The sequence below is a fragment of the Bacillus sp. PPSBB_2 genome, from assembly GCF_045291115.1.
GTDB classification, from domain to species: domain Bacteria; phylum Bacillota; class Bacilli; order Bacillales; family Bacillaceae_G; genus Bacillus_A; species Bacillus_A cereus.
In genome coordinates this window covers 3,918,997-3,934,403 of record NZ_CP147983.1, presented here as the reverse complement: position 1 = coordinate 3,934,403, position 15,407 = coordinate 3,918,997, and the positions used below count along the sequence as shown (strand labels likewise).

The window sequence follows — 15,407 nt, the reverse complement described above, 5'->3', positions numbered from 1 at the left end:
CAATTGAATATTGATGTTTTTTGGTAAAAGATGTAACGAATTGTGAATTTTTTGTAACAAAAAAGTAACACTGTAATTTTTTCTGGAAAAAAGTTCTTGTGCTCGTATATGAAAAATATATGAAAACCACTGGAGATTGTATGAGGAATACATTTTATTAATATGGAAATTTATGTTACAACTCGTTAATCGTATATTACGAATGCTTTGTAATTGTGTGATTTCTAAAAATTCTAAAAATCTGTTGCTATAATGAAAATACGAAAACAAAGCAAATGGAGGCTATTCATGAAAAAATTATTAGGTATAGCAACAGCAGCAGTTTTTGGTCTTGGGATTTTTGCGGGTTCTGCTAAAGCGGAAACAATTGTAACAACAGACGTATTAAATGTTAGAGAAAACCCAAATGTAGAGTCAAAGCTTGTAGGTAAAGTGTTCAGTGGGAATACACTAGATGTTATAAATACAGAAAATGGATGGACAAAAATTAAGTTGAACGGTAAGGAAGCGTTTGTAAGTGCCGATTTTACAAAGAGCACATATTATGTAACGGCGGGCGTATTAAATGTTCGTGCTGGAGCGAATACTGATTCTGAAATTTTAGGTAAACTTAATAAAAATGATGTGATTGAAACGACGAATCAAGTTCAAAATGAATGGTTACAATTCGACTACAATGGAAAAGTTGGATATGTTCACGTGCCATTTTTAACAGGAACAGCACCTGTAATCGAAAAGAAAGAGGTTGTAGCTCAAGAAGAAGCGCCAGCTAGAACAAATACGCCAGTTAAAAATAATACAGTAGTTAAGAATAAAGAGTCTGTTAAGAGTAACGATTCTATTAAGAATGTAGAATCAAGTAAACCTGTGGTAAAAGAAAAACCGGCTGCAAAACCAGTTGCAAAATCTACTGAAACAAGTGCGCCTACTGGTGGTCGTGAAATTACAGTAGAAGCGACGGCATATACAGCAGATCCGAGTGAGAATGGTTCGTATGGTGGTCGTGTATTAACTGCAATGGGGCATGATTTAACAGCAAATCCAAATATGAAAGTAATTGCTGTTGATCCGAAAGTAATTCCGCTTGGATCAAAAGTATGGGTAGAAGGATATGGAGAAGCGATTGCTGGAGACACCGGTGGTGCGATTAAAGGAAATCGTATTGATGTATTAGTCGGTTCAGATGGTAGTGCTAATAGCTGGGGGCGCAAATCTGTAAAAGTGAAAGTTATACAATAGGTTATCGATATTAATATAAAAAGCGGTTGCTTGAAACTATGTAAGCAGCCGCTTTTTATGGATTATTGAAATGGATAAATAGTTTTACCTGTGATAATTTTATATGCACTGCAAAATTGCGTTTGTATATATTCTGTATTTTTATTTTCTGGATGTAATGTTGTTTCATGGAGAGTAGAATGAAAAGCCCGTAGTAAACAATTTAGGGCGAAGTATAATTCCTCTTGTGAACAATTTTGTTCTTTTGTAGAAGTGGCTAAAATGAGGTCTTTTGTCAAAGATGAAAAATTGATGGTGGATTGTTTCATAGTTAACTCATCCTCTCGAAACTATTTTTATCATGTATATGCAGAATTGGACAAACTATGTTCTTTTTTCTGTGTAATTTCATGTACCGAAATGAAAGAACTTGCAATCATGCCGTTAAAATTGGTAAGATTGGGTATAATCAATAGATGGAGTATATTACATAAAGAGAGTTGAATGATATGGGAGAAGTGCAACGTGAAAAAGTTGCTGTCATCATTGGACCAACTGCTGTTGGAAAGACGAAGTTAAGTATCGATCTTGCCAAAGCGTTGAACGGTGAAATTATTAGTGGTGATTCCATGCAGATCTATCGAACGATGGATATTGGAACTGCAAAGGTAACAAAAGCAGAGATGGACGGAATTCCACATTATATGATCGATATAAAAAATCCGGAAGATTCATTTTCTGTCGCGGAATTTCAAGAACGTGTTCGCAAGCATATTCGAGAAATTACAGAACGTGGTAAATTACCAATTATAGTTGGTGGGACCGGTCTTTATATACAATCTGTTTTATTCGATTATCAGTTTACAGATGATGCTGGTGATGTGATATACCGAGAGCAAATGGAAAAGTTAGCTTTAGAACGCGGTGTGGAATATGTACATAAAAAATTGCAAGAAGTAGATCCAGAAAGTGCGGAGCGTATTCATGCAAATAATGCACGACGTGTCATTCGGGCGTTAGAAATTTTCCACATGACGGGTGAAAAAATGAGTGACCAAATTGAGAAACAAGAAAAAGAGTTACTCTATGATGTTTCATTAATTGGCTTGACAATGGATCGAGAAATGCTATACGATCGCATTAACTTACGAGTGGATTTGATGATGGAACAAGGCCTATTAGAGGAAGTAGAAGGGCTGTATAATAGAGGGATACGAGATTGTCAATCTATTCAAGCGATTGGATATAAAGAAATCTATGATTATTTTGAGAATCGAGCCTCTTTAGAAGATGCGGTGTCACAATTAAAGACGAATTCGCGTCGTTATGCAAAACGTCAATTAACGTGGTTCCGTAATAAAATGGATGTCACGTGGTTTGATGTTACAGACGGTGAAAAAACGTCAGAAATTTTACGATACATAGAAGGAAAGTTACAAGTAAAGTCGAATAATAGTAAGTAGAGAAAAAGAGGAGGATTCGACATGAAGCAATCAATCAATATTCAAGATCAGTTTTTAAATCAACTCCGTAAAGAAAATACGTTTGTTACGCTGTACTTATTAAATGGTTTCCAGCTTCGTGGATTAATTAAAGGATTTGATAATTTTACAGTCCTGCTGGAAACAGAAGGTAAGCAGCAGCTTATTTATAAACATGCAATTTCTACATTTGTACCACAAAAAAATGTTTCAATTGAATTAGAATAGTAATGAATTATTGTACATAACAAAAAAGAGCGAGTTTTGAAGTGACCCCTAAAAGTTAGACACGGTTATTTCATTAGGCAGCTTGATAAAAGTGAGTCCGGTATTGTACCGGGCTCATTTTTAATTTTGCCTTAATCCGTTTCGTATTATAATAATCTATATATTTTTCTAATTCTATTTTAAAGTGCTCTACATTTTCAAATTCTTTTATGTAGAGGAACTCCGACTTCATAATCCCAAAGAAATTTTCTATTACTGCGTTGTCGTAACAGTTGCCTTTTCGAGACATACTCTGGACGATAGCTCTTGATTCAAGTGTCCGGACGTACTGTCTCATTTGATAATGCCATCCTTGATCCGAATGCATCAGTAGCTGGTGGGTTTCAGGTAAACGTTCCAATGCTTTCTCTAACATGTCTGAAACAAGCGAATACGTCGGTCTAGAACCAATTGTATAGGTAATAATTTCACCATTATACAAATCTAATACAGGTGATACATACAGTTTTTCTCCAAACAATTTAAACTCTGTGATGTCTGTTACCCACTTTTGATTCGGTGCATCTGTATGAAAATTACGCTCTAAAATATTAGGTGCAATTCTACCGACTTTTCCTTTATAGGATTTATATTTCTTCATACGCACAACACACTTTAACCCAAGCTCTTTCATAATGCGCTGAACCTTCTTGTGGTTCACTTTCTGGCCACGATTCGTTAATTCATCACGAATGCGACGATAACCATAACGACCTTCATTTTCCTCATAAATCGCTTTAATCTCGGCTTTCAAATCGGCATCTACATCTGGACGATTCATTTTCTTTACTAAATCATAATACGTGCTTCGAGGAATAGTAGCTAGCTCCACGAGTGCCTTCACCGAATATTTATGCCTTAATTCATAGACTACTTGCGCTTTGTCTTGTTTTGTGATTTTTCCTTGTTTTGAACTAAGGCATTTAACTTTTTTAAGTACTCATTTTCCATCTCAAGCTGTTTAATGCGTGCTTCAAGTGCTTCGACTGATCCTTCAGCTAAAGGTTGTTTTACTTGTTTATTTGAATCTTTTTTCATGGATGGACGCCCCTTTTTCTTAGATTGAAGGGCATCAATTCCTTGTGTTTCGAGCTGTTTTTTCCAAACAGAAATCGTTGAAGGGGCAGGAATATTAAAGATAGCTGCCGTCTCAAATAAGGACATACCGTTTTCAATCATAAAGTTTAGTACGTCTAGTTTAAATTGTTGTGTGTAATTTGTACATCGTTTTAGAAAAGCTTCCAGACCATTCTGTTTATATTGGTTTACCCAATTCAAAATGATTGTGTCACTTATACCGAGCGATCTACCCATTTCTCGATAACTTTCATTTCCGTTCAAATAACGTAGAACGATTTGTATTTTTTCATCAGCTGTAAATTTAGCCATAGAAAAACTGCACCCCAATTGTTAGACTGTGTCTAACAATTGGGGTGCAGTTCAGTTTCCTCGCTCTTTTTTTATTTGTCATAAACAATATATGATGAAATTTAAGCGATTCTAAATACAGTAAGGCGGATATTAGTATTTCCTGTCGCAGGGATTGTAATCTCATTAAGAGTAGATTGGACAGAAATTCTTGCACCAGCTGCTAATGTTTCGATTGTAGTAAATGAAAGTGAGTCGCCTATTAAATTTGAAGAGAAATTATCAGTTGCGACTGCTCCATTAATTGAAATGCCTACTCCGAGTGGAGCGCATCCTGGCGCAGTTGTAGAAATGGATACGCTAATTACATAAATACCACCGTTAATAACAGTAACTGTATCTGTGCCGTTGAAGATAATATTGTTTACGTTAATTGCAGTACTAAAAATAAAGTTATTAAATTGCAGTACTGTTTGCTGGATATTGTTTGTTACAACAATTGTTGCTATAGGGAAGCTAGGTCCAGTTGGCCCAGTAGGTCCGGTAGGTCCACCAGAAGGTCCAGTAGGTCCAGTAACTCCTATGCCAGTAGCGCCGGTAGCACCCGTTGGTCCTTGAATGCCTTGAGGTCCGGTAGCACCCGTGTTACCTTGAACGCCTTGAGGTCCAGTGGCACCAGTAGCACCCGTGTTACCTTGAACACCTTGAGGTCCAGTAGCACCCGTGTTACCTTGAACACCTTGAGGTCCAGTAGCACCGGTAGCACCAGTAGCACCCGTGTTACCTTGAACGCCTTGAGGTCCAGTAGCACCGGTAGCACCAGTAGCACCCGTGTTACCTTGAACACCTTGAGGTCCAGTGGCACCAGTAGCACCCGTGTTACCTTGAACACCCTGAGGTCCAGTAGCGCCCGTGTTACCTTGAGGTCCCTGAGGTCCAGTAGGTCCGGTAACTCCTATACCAGTAGCGCCAGTGGCACCGGTAGCACCCGTGTTACCTTGAGCACCTTGAGGTCCAGTAGCACCAGTAGCGCCCGTGTTACCTTGAACACCTTGAGGTCCAGTAGCGCCGGTAGCGCCCGTGTTACCTCGAGGCCCAGTGGCACCGGTAGCACCCGTGTTACCTTGAGGTCCGGTAGCACCAGTAGCACCAGTAGCACCTGTGTTACCTCGAGGCCCAGTGGCACCGGTAGCACCCGTGTTACCCTGAGGTCCAGTAGCGCCGGTAGCGCCCGTGTTACCTCGAGGCCCAGTGGCGCCGGTAGCACCAGTAGCACCCGTGTTACCTTGAGGTCCGGTAGCACCAGTAGCGCCCGTGTTACCTCGAGGCCCAGTGGCGCCGGTAGCACCAGTAGCACCCGTGTTACCTTGAGGTCCAGTAGCGCCGGTAGCGCCCGTGTTACCTCGAGGCCCAGTGGCGCCGGTAGCACCAGTAGCACCTGTGTTACCTTGAGGTCCAGTAGCGCCGGTAGCGCCCGTGTTACCTCGAGGTCCAGTGGCACCGGTAGCACCAGTAGCGCCTGCTGGTCCAGTAGGTCCGGTAGGTCCTTGAATAAACGAAGCGGAATTAACTAGAGCAGTTTGTAATGCTGCTATTAATTTAAGGAGCTCTTGAAGTGTGCAAGGGTCAATTCGGAATAATTTTGTAATGTATAGTAAATAGTTAATGAGATTTTGAAGCTCAATAAATACAGCGCTTGCTACAAAGGTTGGATTTCTTAATATAGTTATTAAGTTTTTAATGATAGCTAACCCTTGTGCTTTCAGGGAGGAAGTAGCGTCTAGTGAACAAATAAATTTACTCAGTAGGTTCAATGTATCGATTAGATCTTCAATATTTTGGGGAGATGGATTTGCGAAAAGTGTTGGGATTATTTTTGTTAAATCAATAATAATCGCACGAAATGTTCTAAGTTGAGCTTTAGTAATTGGGATTGATGGAGTATTTGGGATTCGTCCGGCGCTACTTGGAAAGCATGGTTTGGAGAATTTGTTTTGATTGTCGTTATAACGAGACATTAAATCTCTCCTTTCTCACGAAAATGTGAACGAAACTCATCATAGTAGATGCAGAAATTAGTTAAATGGTCATAGTAAAATCGTTTGTTTAAAGAAAAAATAGAAAAAACGCCTTACAATAAGGCGTTTTTTCTATTTTCTGCGTATTGATAATATCGCTTTAATGAAATTTTTGATTTGAATCCAGCGAGTTTTATAATTTCTGATTCAGGAGTTTCTTTTTTTATTAAGTTTAAAATATAGGTGTTACGAAAATGTTGTCCTGAAATTCCTTTACGTAAATTGGCTCTAGCCACTTCGAGGCGAATCATTTTTTGTATAGCAATTTCCGTTAATGCCTTTGGTGCATCATTTTCATATACCCACCTGTATGTTCCACGGTTAAAATCGAATGCGACAAATAATGGATCATCACTATGGTATTTAGGACGAACTGGTTCCGGGATGCTTTTGTAATAATTATATAGTTGTTTTTTGTCTTCTTTTGCTAATGTAATTGTTCTTTCTACACCTGCGGTTGCTGGGATTGATAATGTGTTAGTTTCAAAGTGAACGTGATGCATTGTTAATGCTGTAAGTTCCTGTAAGGATAAACCGTAGTCAATCAATAGATTTAAAATAGCAATATTGCGATCCATTAATAAGGGGCGCACAGGAAGTTGTTTTTCTGAAAGTCCTTCTAATGAAGTGACTATATACTTTAACCTTTTTTCTTCATCAGGTGAAATGAAATCTTCGTTACGAAGTGTACGGTCTGGTTGAATAGATATCTCCATATTTTTCAATGGATTAGGAATGTTTAGAAAATGATGCATTCTATTTAGTACAATAAATACACGATGCATCGTTTTTTCTGAGTAATGTCGATTCGTTTTTAAATCGGAAAAGTAATCTTCGTAGTCTTTTGTACAAAGTGTAGCCCATATATTACTGGAAGGGAGCTTTTTGTTTTTTTCTAACCAATGTCCGAAGTCTTCAACGTCATAAACATAACGTTTAATAGTTGAGGGTTTTCGGCCTTTATTCAATAAAAAAATAGAAAAGGCTTGTATTGTATCATGGAATTCCGTTGTCTCCATAGTCCCACCACCTTAATTATTTCTTATATTATAGCAAACTTTTCTGAAAATAGGCATTTACAAGGGGGACAGGAATAATAATATTTGGTGAGTGGATAAAATGAGGTGATTGTATGGAACAATCGATGCGAAAGAAAAACAACAATCAAATTAATATTGTGTTAAACCATCGAAAGAAAATTTCTTTGCCAGCCGCAGAAAATAAAACGGTAATTTCAAATGAAACTGCAATTAAACATGAAATGCTGCAGAGAATTGAAGAAGAGATGGGGAAGCTTGTTGGGATGGATGATATAAAAAAGATAATAAAAGAAATATATGCTTGGATTTATGTGAATAAAAAAAGACAAGAGAAGGGATTGAAGTCAGAGAAGCAAGTACTTCATATGCTGTTTAAAGGGAATCCAGGTACAGGGAAGACAACTGTTGCTAGAATGATAGGGAAATTGCTGTTTGAGATGAATATTCTATCGAAAGGCCACTTGGTTGAAGCTGAACGTGCTGATCTTGTAGGAGAGTACATCGGCCATACAGCTCAAAAAACAAGAGACTTAATAAAAAAAGCAATGGGAGGTATTTTGTTTATTGATGAGGCGTATTCTTTAGCTCGAGGAGGAGAGAAGGACTTTGGAAAAGAAGCAATTGATACGCTTGTAAAACATATGGAAGATAAACAACATGGTTTTGTATTGATTTTAGCTGGATATTCAAGAGAGATGAATCACTTTCTTTCATTAAATCCAGGGCTGCAATCTCGTTTTCCATTTATTATTGAATTTGCGGATTACTCGGTAAATCAGTTGTTGGAAATTGGGAAAAGAATGTATGAAGATCGTGAATATCAGTTATCGAAAGAGGCTGAATGGAAATTTAGGGATCATTTACATGCTGTAAAGTATTCGTCGCAAATTACATCGTTTAGTAATGGGCGGTATGTACGGAATATTGTTGAAAAATCAATTCGTACACAGGCGATGCGGTTGTTGCAAGAAGATGCCTATGATAAAAATGATTTAATTGGAATATCGAGTATGGATTTGATGCTCGAAGAGGAGACGCACAGTACATAAACTGTGCGTCGATTTTTGTGTATAAGTTCGTTTACTCTTTTTTTTCTTTTTCTTGGTGTACTTTATGGAAGTGTTCCATTTTAGCGCTCTTTTCGTGTGCTGAATTAGGATCGTGTCCAAATTGATTTACTGAGCTTTTTTGAGCTCCTTTATTAACGTGGTTTGTCATTTGTATTCACCTCACTTTAAAAATTAGTATAAACATTATATAAAGAAAAAATCGTTAGAAAAGAAAAACCTCTTTACGATATGTAAAGAGGTTAGATTGCTATTTATGGATTGAACGTTCTTTCGTTTCGATACGTCTGTGTGGTAAATGCCATTTGTAATGAATAGAAACCATGCGGAAGCAAACAATTAAAATGAATAAAATGTAAAGAGCCCAATCGCTAACAATAATTTGAGCGCCAATTAAAAAACCTGCTAAAATTGTCCAAAAGGCATATACTTCAGCTCGAAGAACGAGAGGTTTCCTGCGGGCTAAAAGATCGCGAATGATACCGCCGCCAATACCAGTTAAAACAGCTGCTACAATTGTGGCGCTAATTGGTAAATTTAATTTTTGGGCATATAATGCTCCTTGTACAGCAAATGCTGATAAGCCGATAGCGTCAGTGATATTTTCCTACTTTTTCCAATGTCTAATTAACTTATTTGGAAAAAGAAAAATAATAGTCATTGATAAAAGTGCGATTTGGAATAACATGTCTTGTTGCCAAAACGCGACAATCGGATAACCGATTAATAAATTACGAAGGGCACCTCCCCCAAATGCGGTTGCCATTCCTAAAATATACACCCCGAAAATATCATAATCCTCTTCCATTGCAACAATGGCTCCGCTTAGTGCGAAAGCGATTGTGCCTATGATGCTAAAAATCTCCCATGCCATGAATTTTCTCCCCCGCTAACTAGATGAAATGTGCTTCCTCTGCTATTATATTAGAAGGTTTAAATTTCGAAAAGGATGAGTGAACATATTTGATGGAAGAAAAAGAAAAAGTCATATTAGTAGGCTGTCAATTGCCACAAGATGATGATGAAAAATTTATGCATTCCATGAAAGAGCTTGCATCACTAGCGAAGACTGCACGAGCAGAATTGTTAGTGTCAACAACGCAAAAACGACCAAAGTTTCATCCGGCAACTTACATAGGTAAAGGGAAATTAGAAGAGCTTACAATGTTAACTGAAGAATTAGAGCCGGATGTTATTGTATTTAATAATGAATTAACGCCGAGTCAAATTCGGAATTTATCCTCAGTATTAAATGCGAGAGTAATTGATCGAACGCAACTAATACTGGATATTTTTGCGCAACGTGCGAAGTCGAGGGAAGGTAAGCTTCAAGTAGAATTAGCTCAGTTGCAATATACAATGCCGCGTCTTATGGGGCAAGGATTGTCCTTATCGCGTCTTGGTGGTGGTATTGGAACGAGAGGACCAGGTGAGACGAAATTAGAGACGGATCGTCGTCATATTCGATCCCGTATTGATGAAATAAAGAAACAACTTGCAGTTGTTGTGGAACATCGAAAAAGATATCGTGAGAGAAGAAAAGATAATAAAGTATTTCAAGTTTCGTTAATAGGGTATACAAATGCAGGGAAATCGACACTGTTTAATAGATTAACGGAAGCTGATACGTTTGAAGAAAACCTTCTGTTTGCAACATTAGACCCAACGACGAGGAAGATGCCGTTACCTTCTGGTTATACAGTATTACTAACTGATACTGTTGGTTTTATACAAGATTTACCCACTTCATTAATCGCTGCTTTTCGTTCGACACTGGAAGAAGCGGGGGAAGCAGATGTCATTTTACATGTAGTTGATTCCGCGGATCCTAACTACATAGGGCATGAAAAAACAGTAAAACGATTATTATCAGAACTTGAAATTAACCATATTCCTATTATTACGTTATATAATAAAAAAGATGAATTACATCAAAACTTTATTCCGTTTCCGAAAAGTGATTTCTTAATGACTAGTGCTTTTGAAGAAAGTGATTTATTGCGTATAAAAGAAGCGATAGAAACGAAGATGAAGAAAGAAATGGATTGTTATCGAGTGGAAATCCCTCCGAGTGAAGGTAAGTTGTTAACGCTTTTAAAGACGGAAACTCTATTAGCAAAGATGGAGTTTCTAGAAGATAAATTTGTATATGATTGTGCAGGGTATATTTTTACTCATTCATCGCTTAATGTGCAATTAAAGAGATTTTTAGTGGAAGAAGGAGAAAATAAAAATGTTTGATCGTTTGAAAAATGGAGAAAAAATTGCTCCAATTGTAAAAGAAGTAGAGAGTCAGATTACAGAAGTACATAAACGTGCGGATGAAGTGATTGAAAGCAATCAGTTTCGTGTATTAGAAAGTTTTCGGAAACATAAAATTAGTGACTCGCATTTTATCCCGACAACAGGTTATGGTTATGATGATATTGGCCGTGATACGTTAGAAAAAGTGTATGCTGATGTATTTGGGGCGGAAGCTGGACTTGTTCGTCCGCAAATTATTTCAGGTACTCACGCTATCTCTACAGCGTTATTTGGTATTTTACGCCCGGGAGATGAGTTATTGTATATCACTGGGAAACCGTATGATACGTTAGAGGAAATTGTTGGTGTACGTGGGAAAGGTGTAGGTTCATTTAAAGAATATAATATCGGTTACAATGCAGTTCCGCTAACTAGTGCTGGGCTTGTTGATTTTGAGGCTGTTGCAGCGGCGATTCATAATAATACGAAAATGATCGGTATTCAGCGTTCGAAAGGTTATGCTACTCGTCCATCGTTTACTATTTCTCAAATTAAAGAGATGATCGCGTTTGTTAAAGAAATTAAACCTGATGTTGTTGTGTTTGTAGATAACTGTTATGGCGAGTTTATTGAAGAGCAAGAGCCATGTCATGTTGGTGCAGATTTAATGGCGGGTTCGCTTATTAAAAACCCGGGCGGCGGAATTGTTAAAACTGGTGGTTATATTGTCGGGAAAGAACAGTATGTTGAAGCGTGTGCATATCGTTTAACGTCTCCGGGAATTGGTGCGGAAGCTGGAGCGTCTTTATACAGTCTGCAAGAAATGTATCAAGGGTTCTTCTTAGCGCCACATGTTGCAGGACAAGCGCTGAAAGGTGCAATTTTTACAGCTGCGTTTTTAGAAAAGTTAGGAATGAACACGTCACCAGCGTGGAATGCGCCAAGAACAGACTTAATTCAATCGGTTCAATTTGATGATAAAGACCGTATGATTGCCTTCTGCCAAGCGATTCAATATGCATCTCCAATTAATTCGCATTTTACTCCGTATGCAAACTATATGCCAGGTTATGAAGATGATGTAATCATGGCGGCGGGAACGTTTATTCAAGGTGCAAGTATTGAATTGTCTGCTGATGGTCCAATTAGACCACCGTATGTTGCGTATGTGCAAGGTGGCTTAACGTATTCGCATGTTAAAATTGCGATTTGTTCTGCGATTGACGAATTGATTGAAAAGAATTTATTAATAATTTCTTAATGGGAAGCTGTCGATTTTGGCAGCTTTTTTCGTATAAAAGTAATGATTTATGCGATTAGAAAAAAGAATGAAAAAATTCATAAAAAAATTATAAAAAATCATGTAAGAAAAGCTAACATCTATTGACACTAAACATAACATGGTATAAAATGAGAAGCAGTTAAGGCGAAGGAGGAACTGAAAAATGAAAGAAGATAGACGTTCTGCCCCGCTGTTTCCTATTGGTATTGTTATGGATTTAACACAATTGTCTGCACGTCAAATTCGCTACTATGAAGAGCATAATCTTGTTTCTCCAACCCGTACAAAGGGGAATCGTAGATTATTTTCATTTAACGATGTAGATAAGTTGTTAGAAATTAAAGATTTGTTAGATCAAGGCCTGAATATGGCTGGTATTAAACAAGTGTTACTAATGAAAGAAAATCAAACAGAAGCAGTGAAAGTAAAAGAAGAAACGAAAGAAATTTCAAAAACTGAGCTTCGCAAAATACTTCGAGATGAACTACAACATACAGGTAGATTCAATCGAACTTCATTGCGACAAGGTGACATTTCAAGATTTTTTCACTAAAGATAACTGATTCTGAAGGCGATTAGAGGGACTAAGGAGGAATTTATAATGTCTAGATACACAAAAGAAGATATTTTCCGTTTGGCGAAAGAAGAGAATGTAAAGTATATCCGTTTACAATTTACGGACCTTTTAGGGGTAATTAAAAACGTAGAGATTCCAGTGAGACAATTAACGAAAGCTCTTGATAACAAAATGATGTTTGATGGATCTTCGATTGAAGGTTTCGTACGTATTGAAGAGTCTGATATGTATTTATATCCTGATTTAGACACTTGGGTAATTTTCCCTTGGACAGCTGAAAAAGGTAAAGTAGCTCGACTAATCTGTGATATTTACAATGCAGATGGCACTCCATTTGATGGAGACCCACGTAACAACTTAAAACGTGTGTTAAAAGAAATGGAAGCTTTAGGATTTTCAGACTTCAATCTTGGACCAGAGCCAGAATTCTTCCTATTTAAGGTTGATGAAAAAGGAAATCCAACATTAGAACTAAACGATAACGGTGGATACTTCGACCTTGCGCCGATGGATCTAGGGGAAAACTGTCGTCGTGATATCGTTCTTGAACTTGAAGAAATGGGATTTGAAATTGAAGCATCTCACCATGAGGTTGCTCCAGGACAGCACGAAATTGACTTTAAATATGCAAATGCAATTCGCTCATGTGATGACATTCAAACATTCAAACTTGTTGTAAAAACAATTGCTCGTAAACATGGTTTACACGCAACGTTTATGCCAAAACCACTATACGGTGTGAACGGTTCAGGTATGCACTGTAACTTATCATTATTTAAAAATGGTGAGAATGTATTCTTTGATGCAAACGGTGACTTACAATTAAGTGATGATGCTCGTCACTTCATCGCAGGTATTTTAAAACATGCACCAGCATTTACAGCGATAGCAAACCCAACTGTAAACTCATATAAACGTCTAGTACCTGGATATGAAGCGCCTTGTTACGTAGCATGGTCTGCACAAAACCGTAGTCCGTTAGTACGTATCCCTGCATCTCGTGGTATTAGTACACGCGTAGAAGTGCGTAGTGTTGACCCAGCTGCAAACCCATATTTAGTAATGGCTACATTATTAGCTGCAGGTCTTGATGGAATTAAAAACAAATTAACTCCACCAGCAGCAGTAGATCGTAACATCTATGTAATGACAAAAGAAGAGCGCGAAGAAGCAGGTATCGTTGACTTACCAGCAACATTAGCGCAAGCATTAGTTACATTACAATCTAATGAAGTAGTATGCGGTGCACTAGGAGAACACTTACTTGAGCACTTCATCGAAGCGAAAGAGATTGAGTGGGATATCTTTAGAACACAAGTTCACCAATGGGAACGCGATCAATATATGTCTCTATACTAAGAGGCTTGAACCCTTGATACAACTCGTATCAAGGGTTTTTTAATTCCCTATTATTACAATTTTATGTGGTTGCAAAATGAAAAATAGCCACATAAAAGCCAATAATTAATAACAAGTAGTGATATCATAGAAAAACATTATCAGATAAACGTAAGTTTTATATAATTTATGAACTGAAAAAGCCTTGATACTACGGTATCAGGGCTTTTTTAGTGAAGTTATTGGATATATTAACTACTAGATAATGGATTGTTTTTGGTTATTTTAAATCATGTTACTAAGAAAATCTTTTCAAAAGAATTGATTTTATCTTTTTTAAATCACTTGTGCTATAACTTAATAATTCTTTACTGCCTGTACAACGCGACCAATTATTTTTACATCTTCAGCTGAAAGGTCGTAAGTTTTTGGTTCGTGGATAGGGTCATTACTCAATGGTATTAAAGTAATGATGCTTCCGGATTTTGAAATCTTTTTCACGGTAGCATCATAACCATTGACTTTTACAACAGCAATTTGTCCGTTTTCAACATAAGGAGTTTCCTCTACTAAAACATAAGAACCATCAGGGAATTCGAGATTCATGCTAGTGCCTTTTACAGTAAGATAAAAATACTTTTTACGTTTGTTTAAAAATGTACTCAGCATGGGTAAATAGCCTTCGATATTTTCTTCAGCGAATATTGGTGTACCAGCTGCTACAGAACCAATGATAGGAATATGAAGAATGTTTGATTGATCGTTTTGGATGGTTTCATAAATAGAAACTTCTTCTTTAACAGTATTGTCCTCTTGAGTTGCGAGTCTTTCTAAATCATCAGTAGTAATTCCTAATCCCTTACAAACTTTTATGACATTATCAACAGACGCTTTACCAATCCCTCTTGATAACATGGATTGCAGTGTTGTGGGGGGGAGACCTATTTTTTCGGCGAAGGCTCTTTTGCTATAGCCAGCTTCTTTTATTAAGCGTGTTACAACCTCTGCTTTTTTCATTACTTTCACCATCTTTCTTATTAAAATGTATACGATATTGCGTATTTCTGTATATATCATAACCTAACTAAAATTGTTAGTAAATAGAAAAATATACGAAATTGAGTATTTAAATACGTTTTTTTGTTGACTAAATACGAAACTGAGTTTATATTTAAATGGAAATGAACGCAATATCGTACAAAAAAACAGGTGGTGAGTCAATGTATCCGAATTTGCGTGCAGAGATGGCGAGAAAAAGAATTATGATTACACAAATTTCTTCGCATCTGAAACTTCGCCACGCAACAGTGAGCGACAAAATAAATGGTAAATTTCGTTTTTATTATGATGAAGCTTTTGAAATTAAGAAAACTTTTTTTCCAGAACATAGTTTGGAATATCTTTTTGAATTTGAAGAAAATGAAGCGAATTGAAATCGGAGGAAATT

Annotated in this window: 15 protein-coding genes and 1 pseudogene; 9 read left to right on the top strand and 7 right to left on the bottom strand. The window is 37.2% G+C overall.

All coding sequences use genetic code 11. From position 1 onward, the window contains the following. Positions 1–288: 288 nt before the first annotated feature. Entirely contained in the window at positions 289–1,239 is a 951-nt protein-coding gene (gene entD, locus V6946_RS19620) for a cell wall-binding protein EntD (protein ID WP_000734610.1), read from the top strand. Positions 1,240–1,301: 62 nt separating this feature from the next. Here the strand turns inward: entD and V6946_RS19615 are convergent, their stop codons facing one another. Beyond that, positions 1,302–1,547, bottom strand: coding sequence for a hypothetical protein (locus V6946_RS19615; RefSeq protein ID WP_000814429.1), 246 nt, complete (start codon positions 1,545–1,547; stop codon positions 1,302–1,304). 180 nt (positions 1,548–1,727) lie between these two features. On the opposite strand from V6946_RS19615, the gene miaA reads away from it, so the two are divergent. Beyond that, complete coding sequence (gene miaA / locus V6946_RS19610; protein ID WP_006922262.1) at positions 1,728–2,681, top strand: tRNA (adenosine(37)-N6)-dimethylallyltransferase MiaA; 954 nt, start codon at positions 1,728–1,730, stop codon at positions 2,679–2,681. 21 nt (positions 2,682–2,702) lie between these two features. Continuing rightward, complete coding sequence (gene hfq / locus V6946_RS19605) at positions 2,703–2,927, top strand: RNA chaperone Hfq (RefSeq protein ID WP_000813896.1); 225 nt, start codon at positions 2,703–2,705, stop codon at positions 2,925–2,927. A gap of 73 nt (positions 2,928–3,000) precedes the next feature. Here the strand turns inward: hfq and V6946_RS19600 are convergent. The 3 genes from V6946_RS19600 to V6946_RS19590 all read right to left on the bottom strand — a co-directional run bounded on the left by V6946_RS19600 (position 3,001) and on the right by V6946_RS19590 (position 7,431). Beyond that, a protein-coding gene (locus V6946_RS19600; RefSeq protein ID WP_085961003.1) for an IS3 family transposase occupies positions 3,001–4,355 on the bottom strand; the annotation gives its coding sequence in 2 pieces (ribosomal slippage) (positions 3,001–3,902 and positions 3,902–4,355; 1,356 coding nt in all). 101 nt (positions 4,356–4,456) lie between these two features. Further along, positions 4,457–6,352 carry a Gly-Xaa-Xaa repeat protein gene (locus V6946_RS19595; protein WP_406622099.1) on the bottom strand — a complete coding sequence of 632 codons (1,896 nt, stop codon included), beginning with the start codon at positions 6,350–6,352 and terminating at the stop codon, positions 4,457–4,459. Positions 6,353–6,465: 113 nt separating this feature from the next. After that, positions 6,466–7,431 carry a site-specific integrase gene (locus tag V6946_RS19590; RefSeq protein ID WP_000450326.1) on the bottom strand — a complete coding sequence of 322 codons (966 nt, stop codon included), beginning with the start codon at positions 7,429–7,431 and terminating at the stop codon, positions 6,466–6,468. A gap of 113 nt (positions 7,432–7,544) precedes the next feature. Here V6946_RS19590 and spoVK point away from each other — a divergent pair, with 113 nt between their 5' ends. Then, positions 7,545–8,501 carry a stage V sporulation protein K gene (gene spoVK, locus V6946_RS19585; protein ID WP_000438174.1) on the top strand — a complete coding sequence of 319 codons (957 nt, stop codon included), beginning with the start codon at positions 7,545–7,547 and terminating at the stop codon, positions 8,499–8,501. 31 nt (positions 8,502–8,532) lie between these two features. Here spoVK and V6946_RS19580 read toward each other — a convergent pair whose 3' ends face one another. Then, positions 8,533–8,670, bottom strand: a complete 138-nt coding sequence (locus V6946_RS19580; protein WP_000181503.1) for a hypothetical protein — start codon at positions 8,668–8,670, stop codon at positions 8,533–8,535. A gap of 99 nt (positions 8,671–8,769) precedes the next feature. Continuing rightward, a pseudogene (locus V6946_RS19575) lies at positions 8,770–9,393 on the bottom strand (trimeric intracellular cation channel family protein). Positions 9,394–9,485: 92 nt separating this feature from the next. Here V6946_RS19575 and hflX point away from each other — a divergent pair. The 4 genes from hflX to glnA all read left to right on the top strand — a co-directional run bounded on the left by hflX (position 9,486) and on the right by glnA (position 13,981). Further along, positions 9,486–10,760 carry a GTPase HflX gene (hflX, locus tag V6946_RS19570; protein WP_000391407.1) on the top strand — a complete coding sequence of 425 codons (1,275 nt, stop codon included), beginning with the start codon at positions 9,486–9,488 and terminating at the stop codon, positions 10,758–10,760. Next, positions 10,753–12,024: an aminotransferase class I/II-fold pyridoxal phosphate-dependent enzyme gene (locus V6946_RS19565; RefSeq protein ID WP_000460304.1), complete on the top strand. Its 1,272-nt coding sequence runs from the start codon at positions 10,753–10,755 to the stop codon at positions 12,022–12,024. The genes hflX and V6946_RS19565 overlap by 8 nt, the downstream gene beginning before the upstream one ends. 184 nt (positions 12,025–12,208) lie before the next feature. Continuing rightward, positions 12,209–12,598 (top strand): transcriptional repressor GlnR, encoded by a 390-nt coding sequence (gene glnR, locus V6946_RS19560; protein WP_000656783.1) that lies wholly within the window; start codon positions 12,209–12,211, stop codon positions 12,596–12,598. Positions 12,599–12,646: 48 nt separating this feature from the next. Further along, positions 12,647–13,981: a type I glutamate--ammonia ligase gene (gene glnA / locus V6946_RS19555; protein WP_000092763.1), complete on the top strand. Its 1,335-nt coding sequence runs from the start codon at positions 12,647–12,649 to the stop codon at positions 13,979–13,981. A 336-nt stretch (positions 13,982–14,317) separates the two neighbouring features. On the opposite strand, the gene V6946_RS19550 is transcribed toward glnA, so the two are convergent. Then, entirely contained in the window at positions 14,318–14,977 is a 660-nt protein-coding gene (locus V6946_RS19550; protein ID WP_033692152.1) for a LexA family transcriptional regulator, read from the bottom strand. 203 nt (positions 14,978–15,180) lie between these two features. Between V6946_RS19550 and V6946_RS19545 the strand changes: the two genes are divergently transcribed. Next, positions 15,181–15,393 carry a hypothetical protein gene (locus V6946_RS19545; RefSeq protein WP_000283431.1) on the top strand — a complete coding sequence of 71 codons (213 nt, stop codon included), beginning with the start codon at positions 15,181–15,183 and terminating at the stop codon, positions 15,391–15,393. The last annotated feature ends 14 nt before the right edge of the window (positions 15,394–15,407 follow it).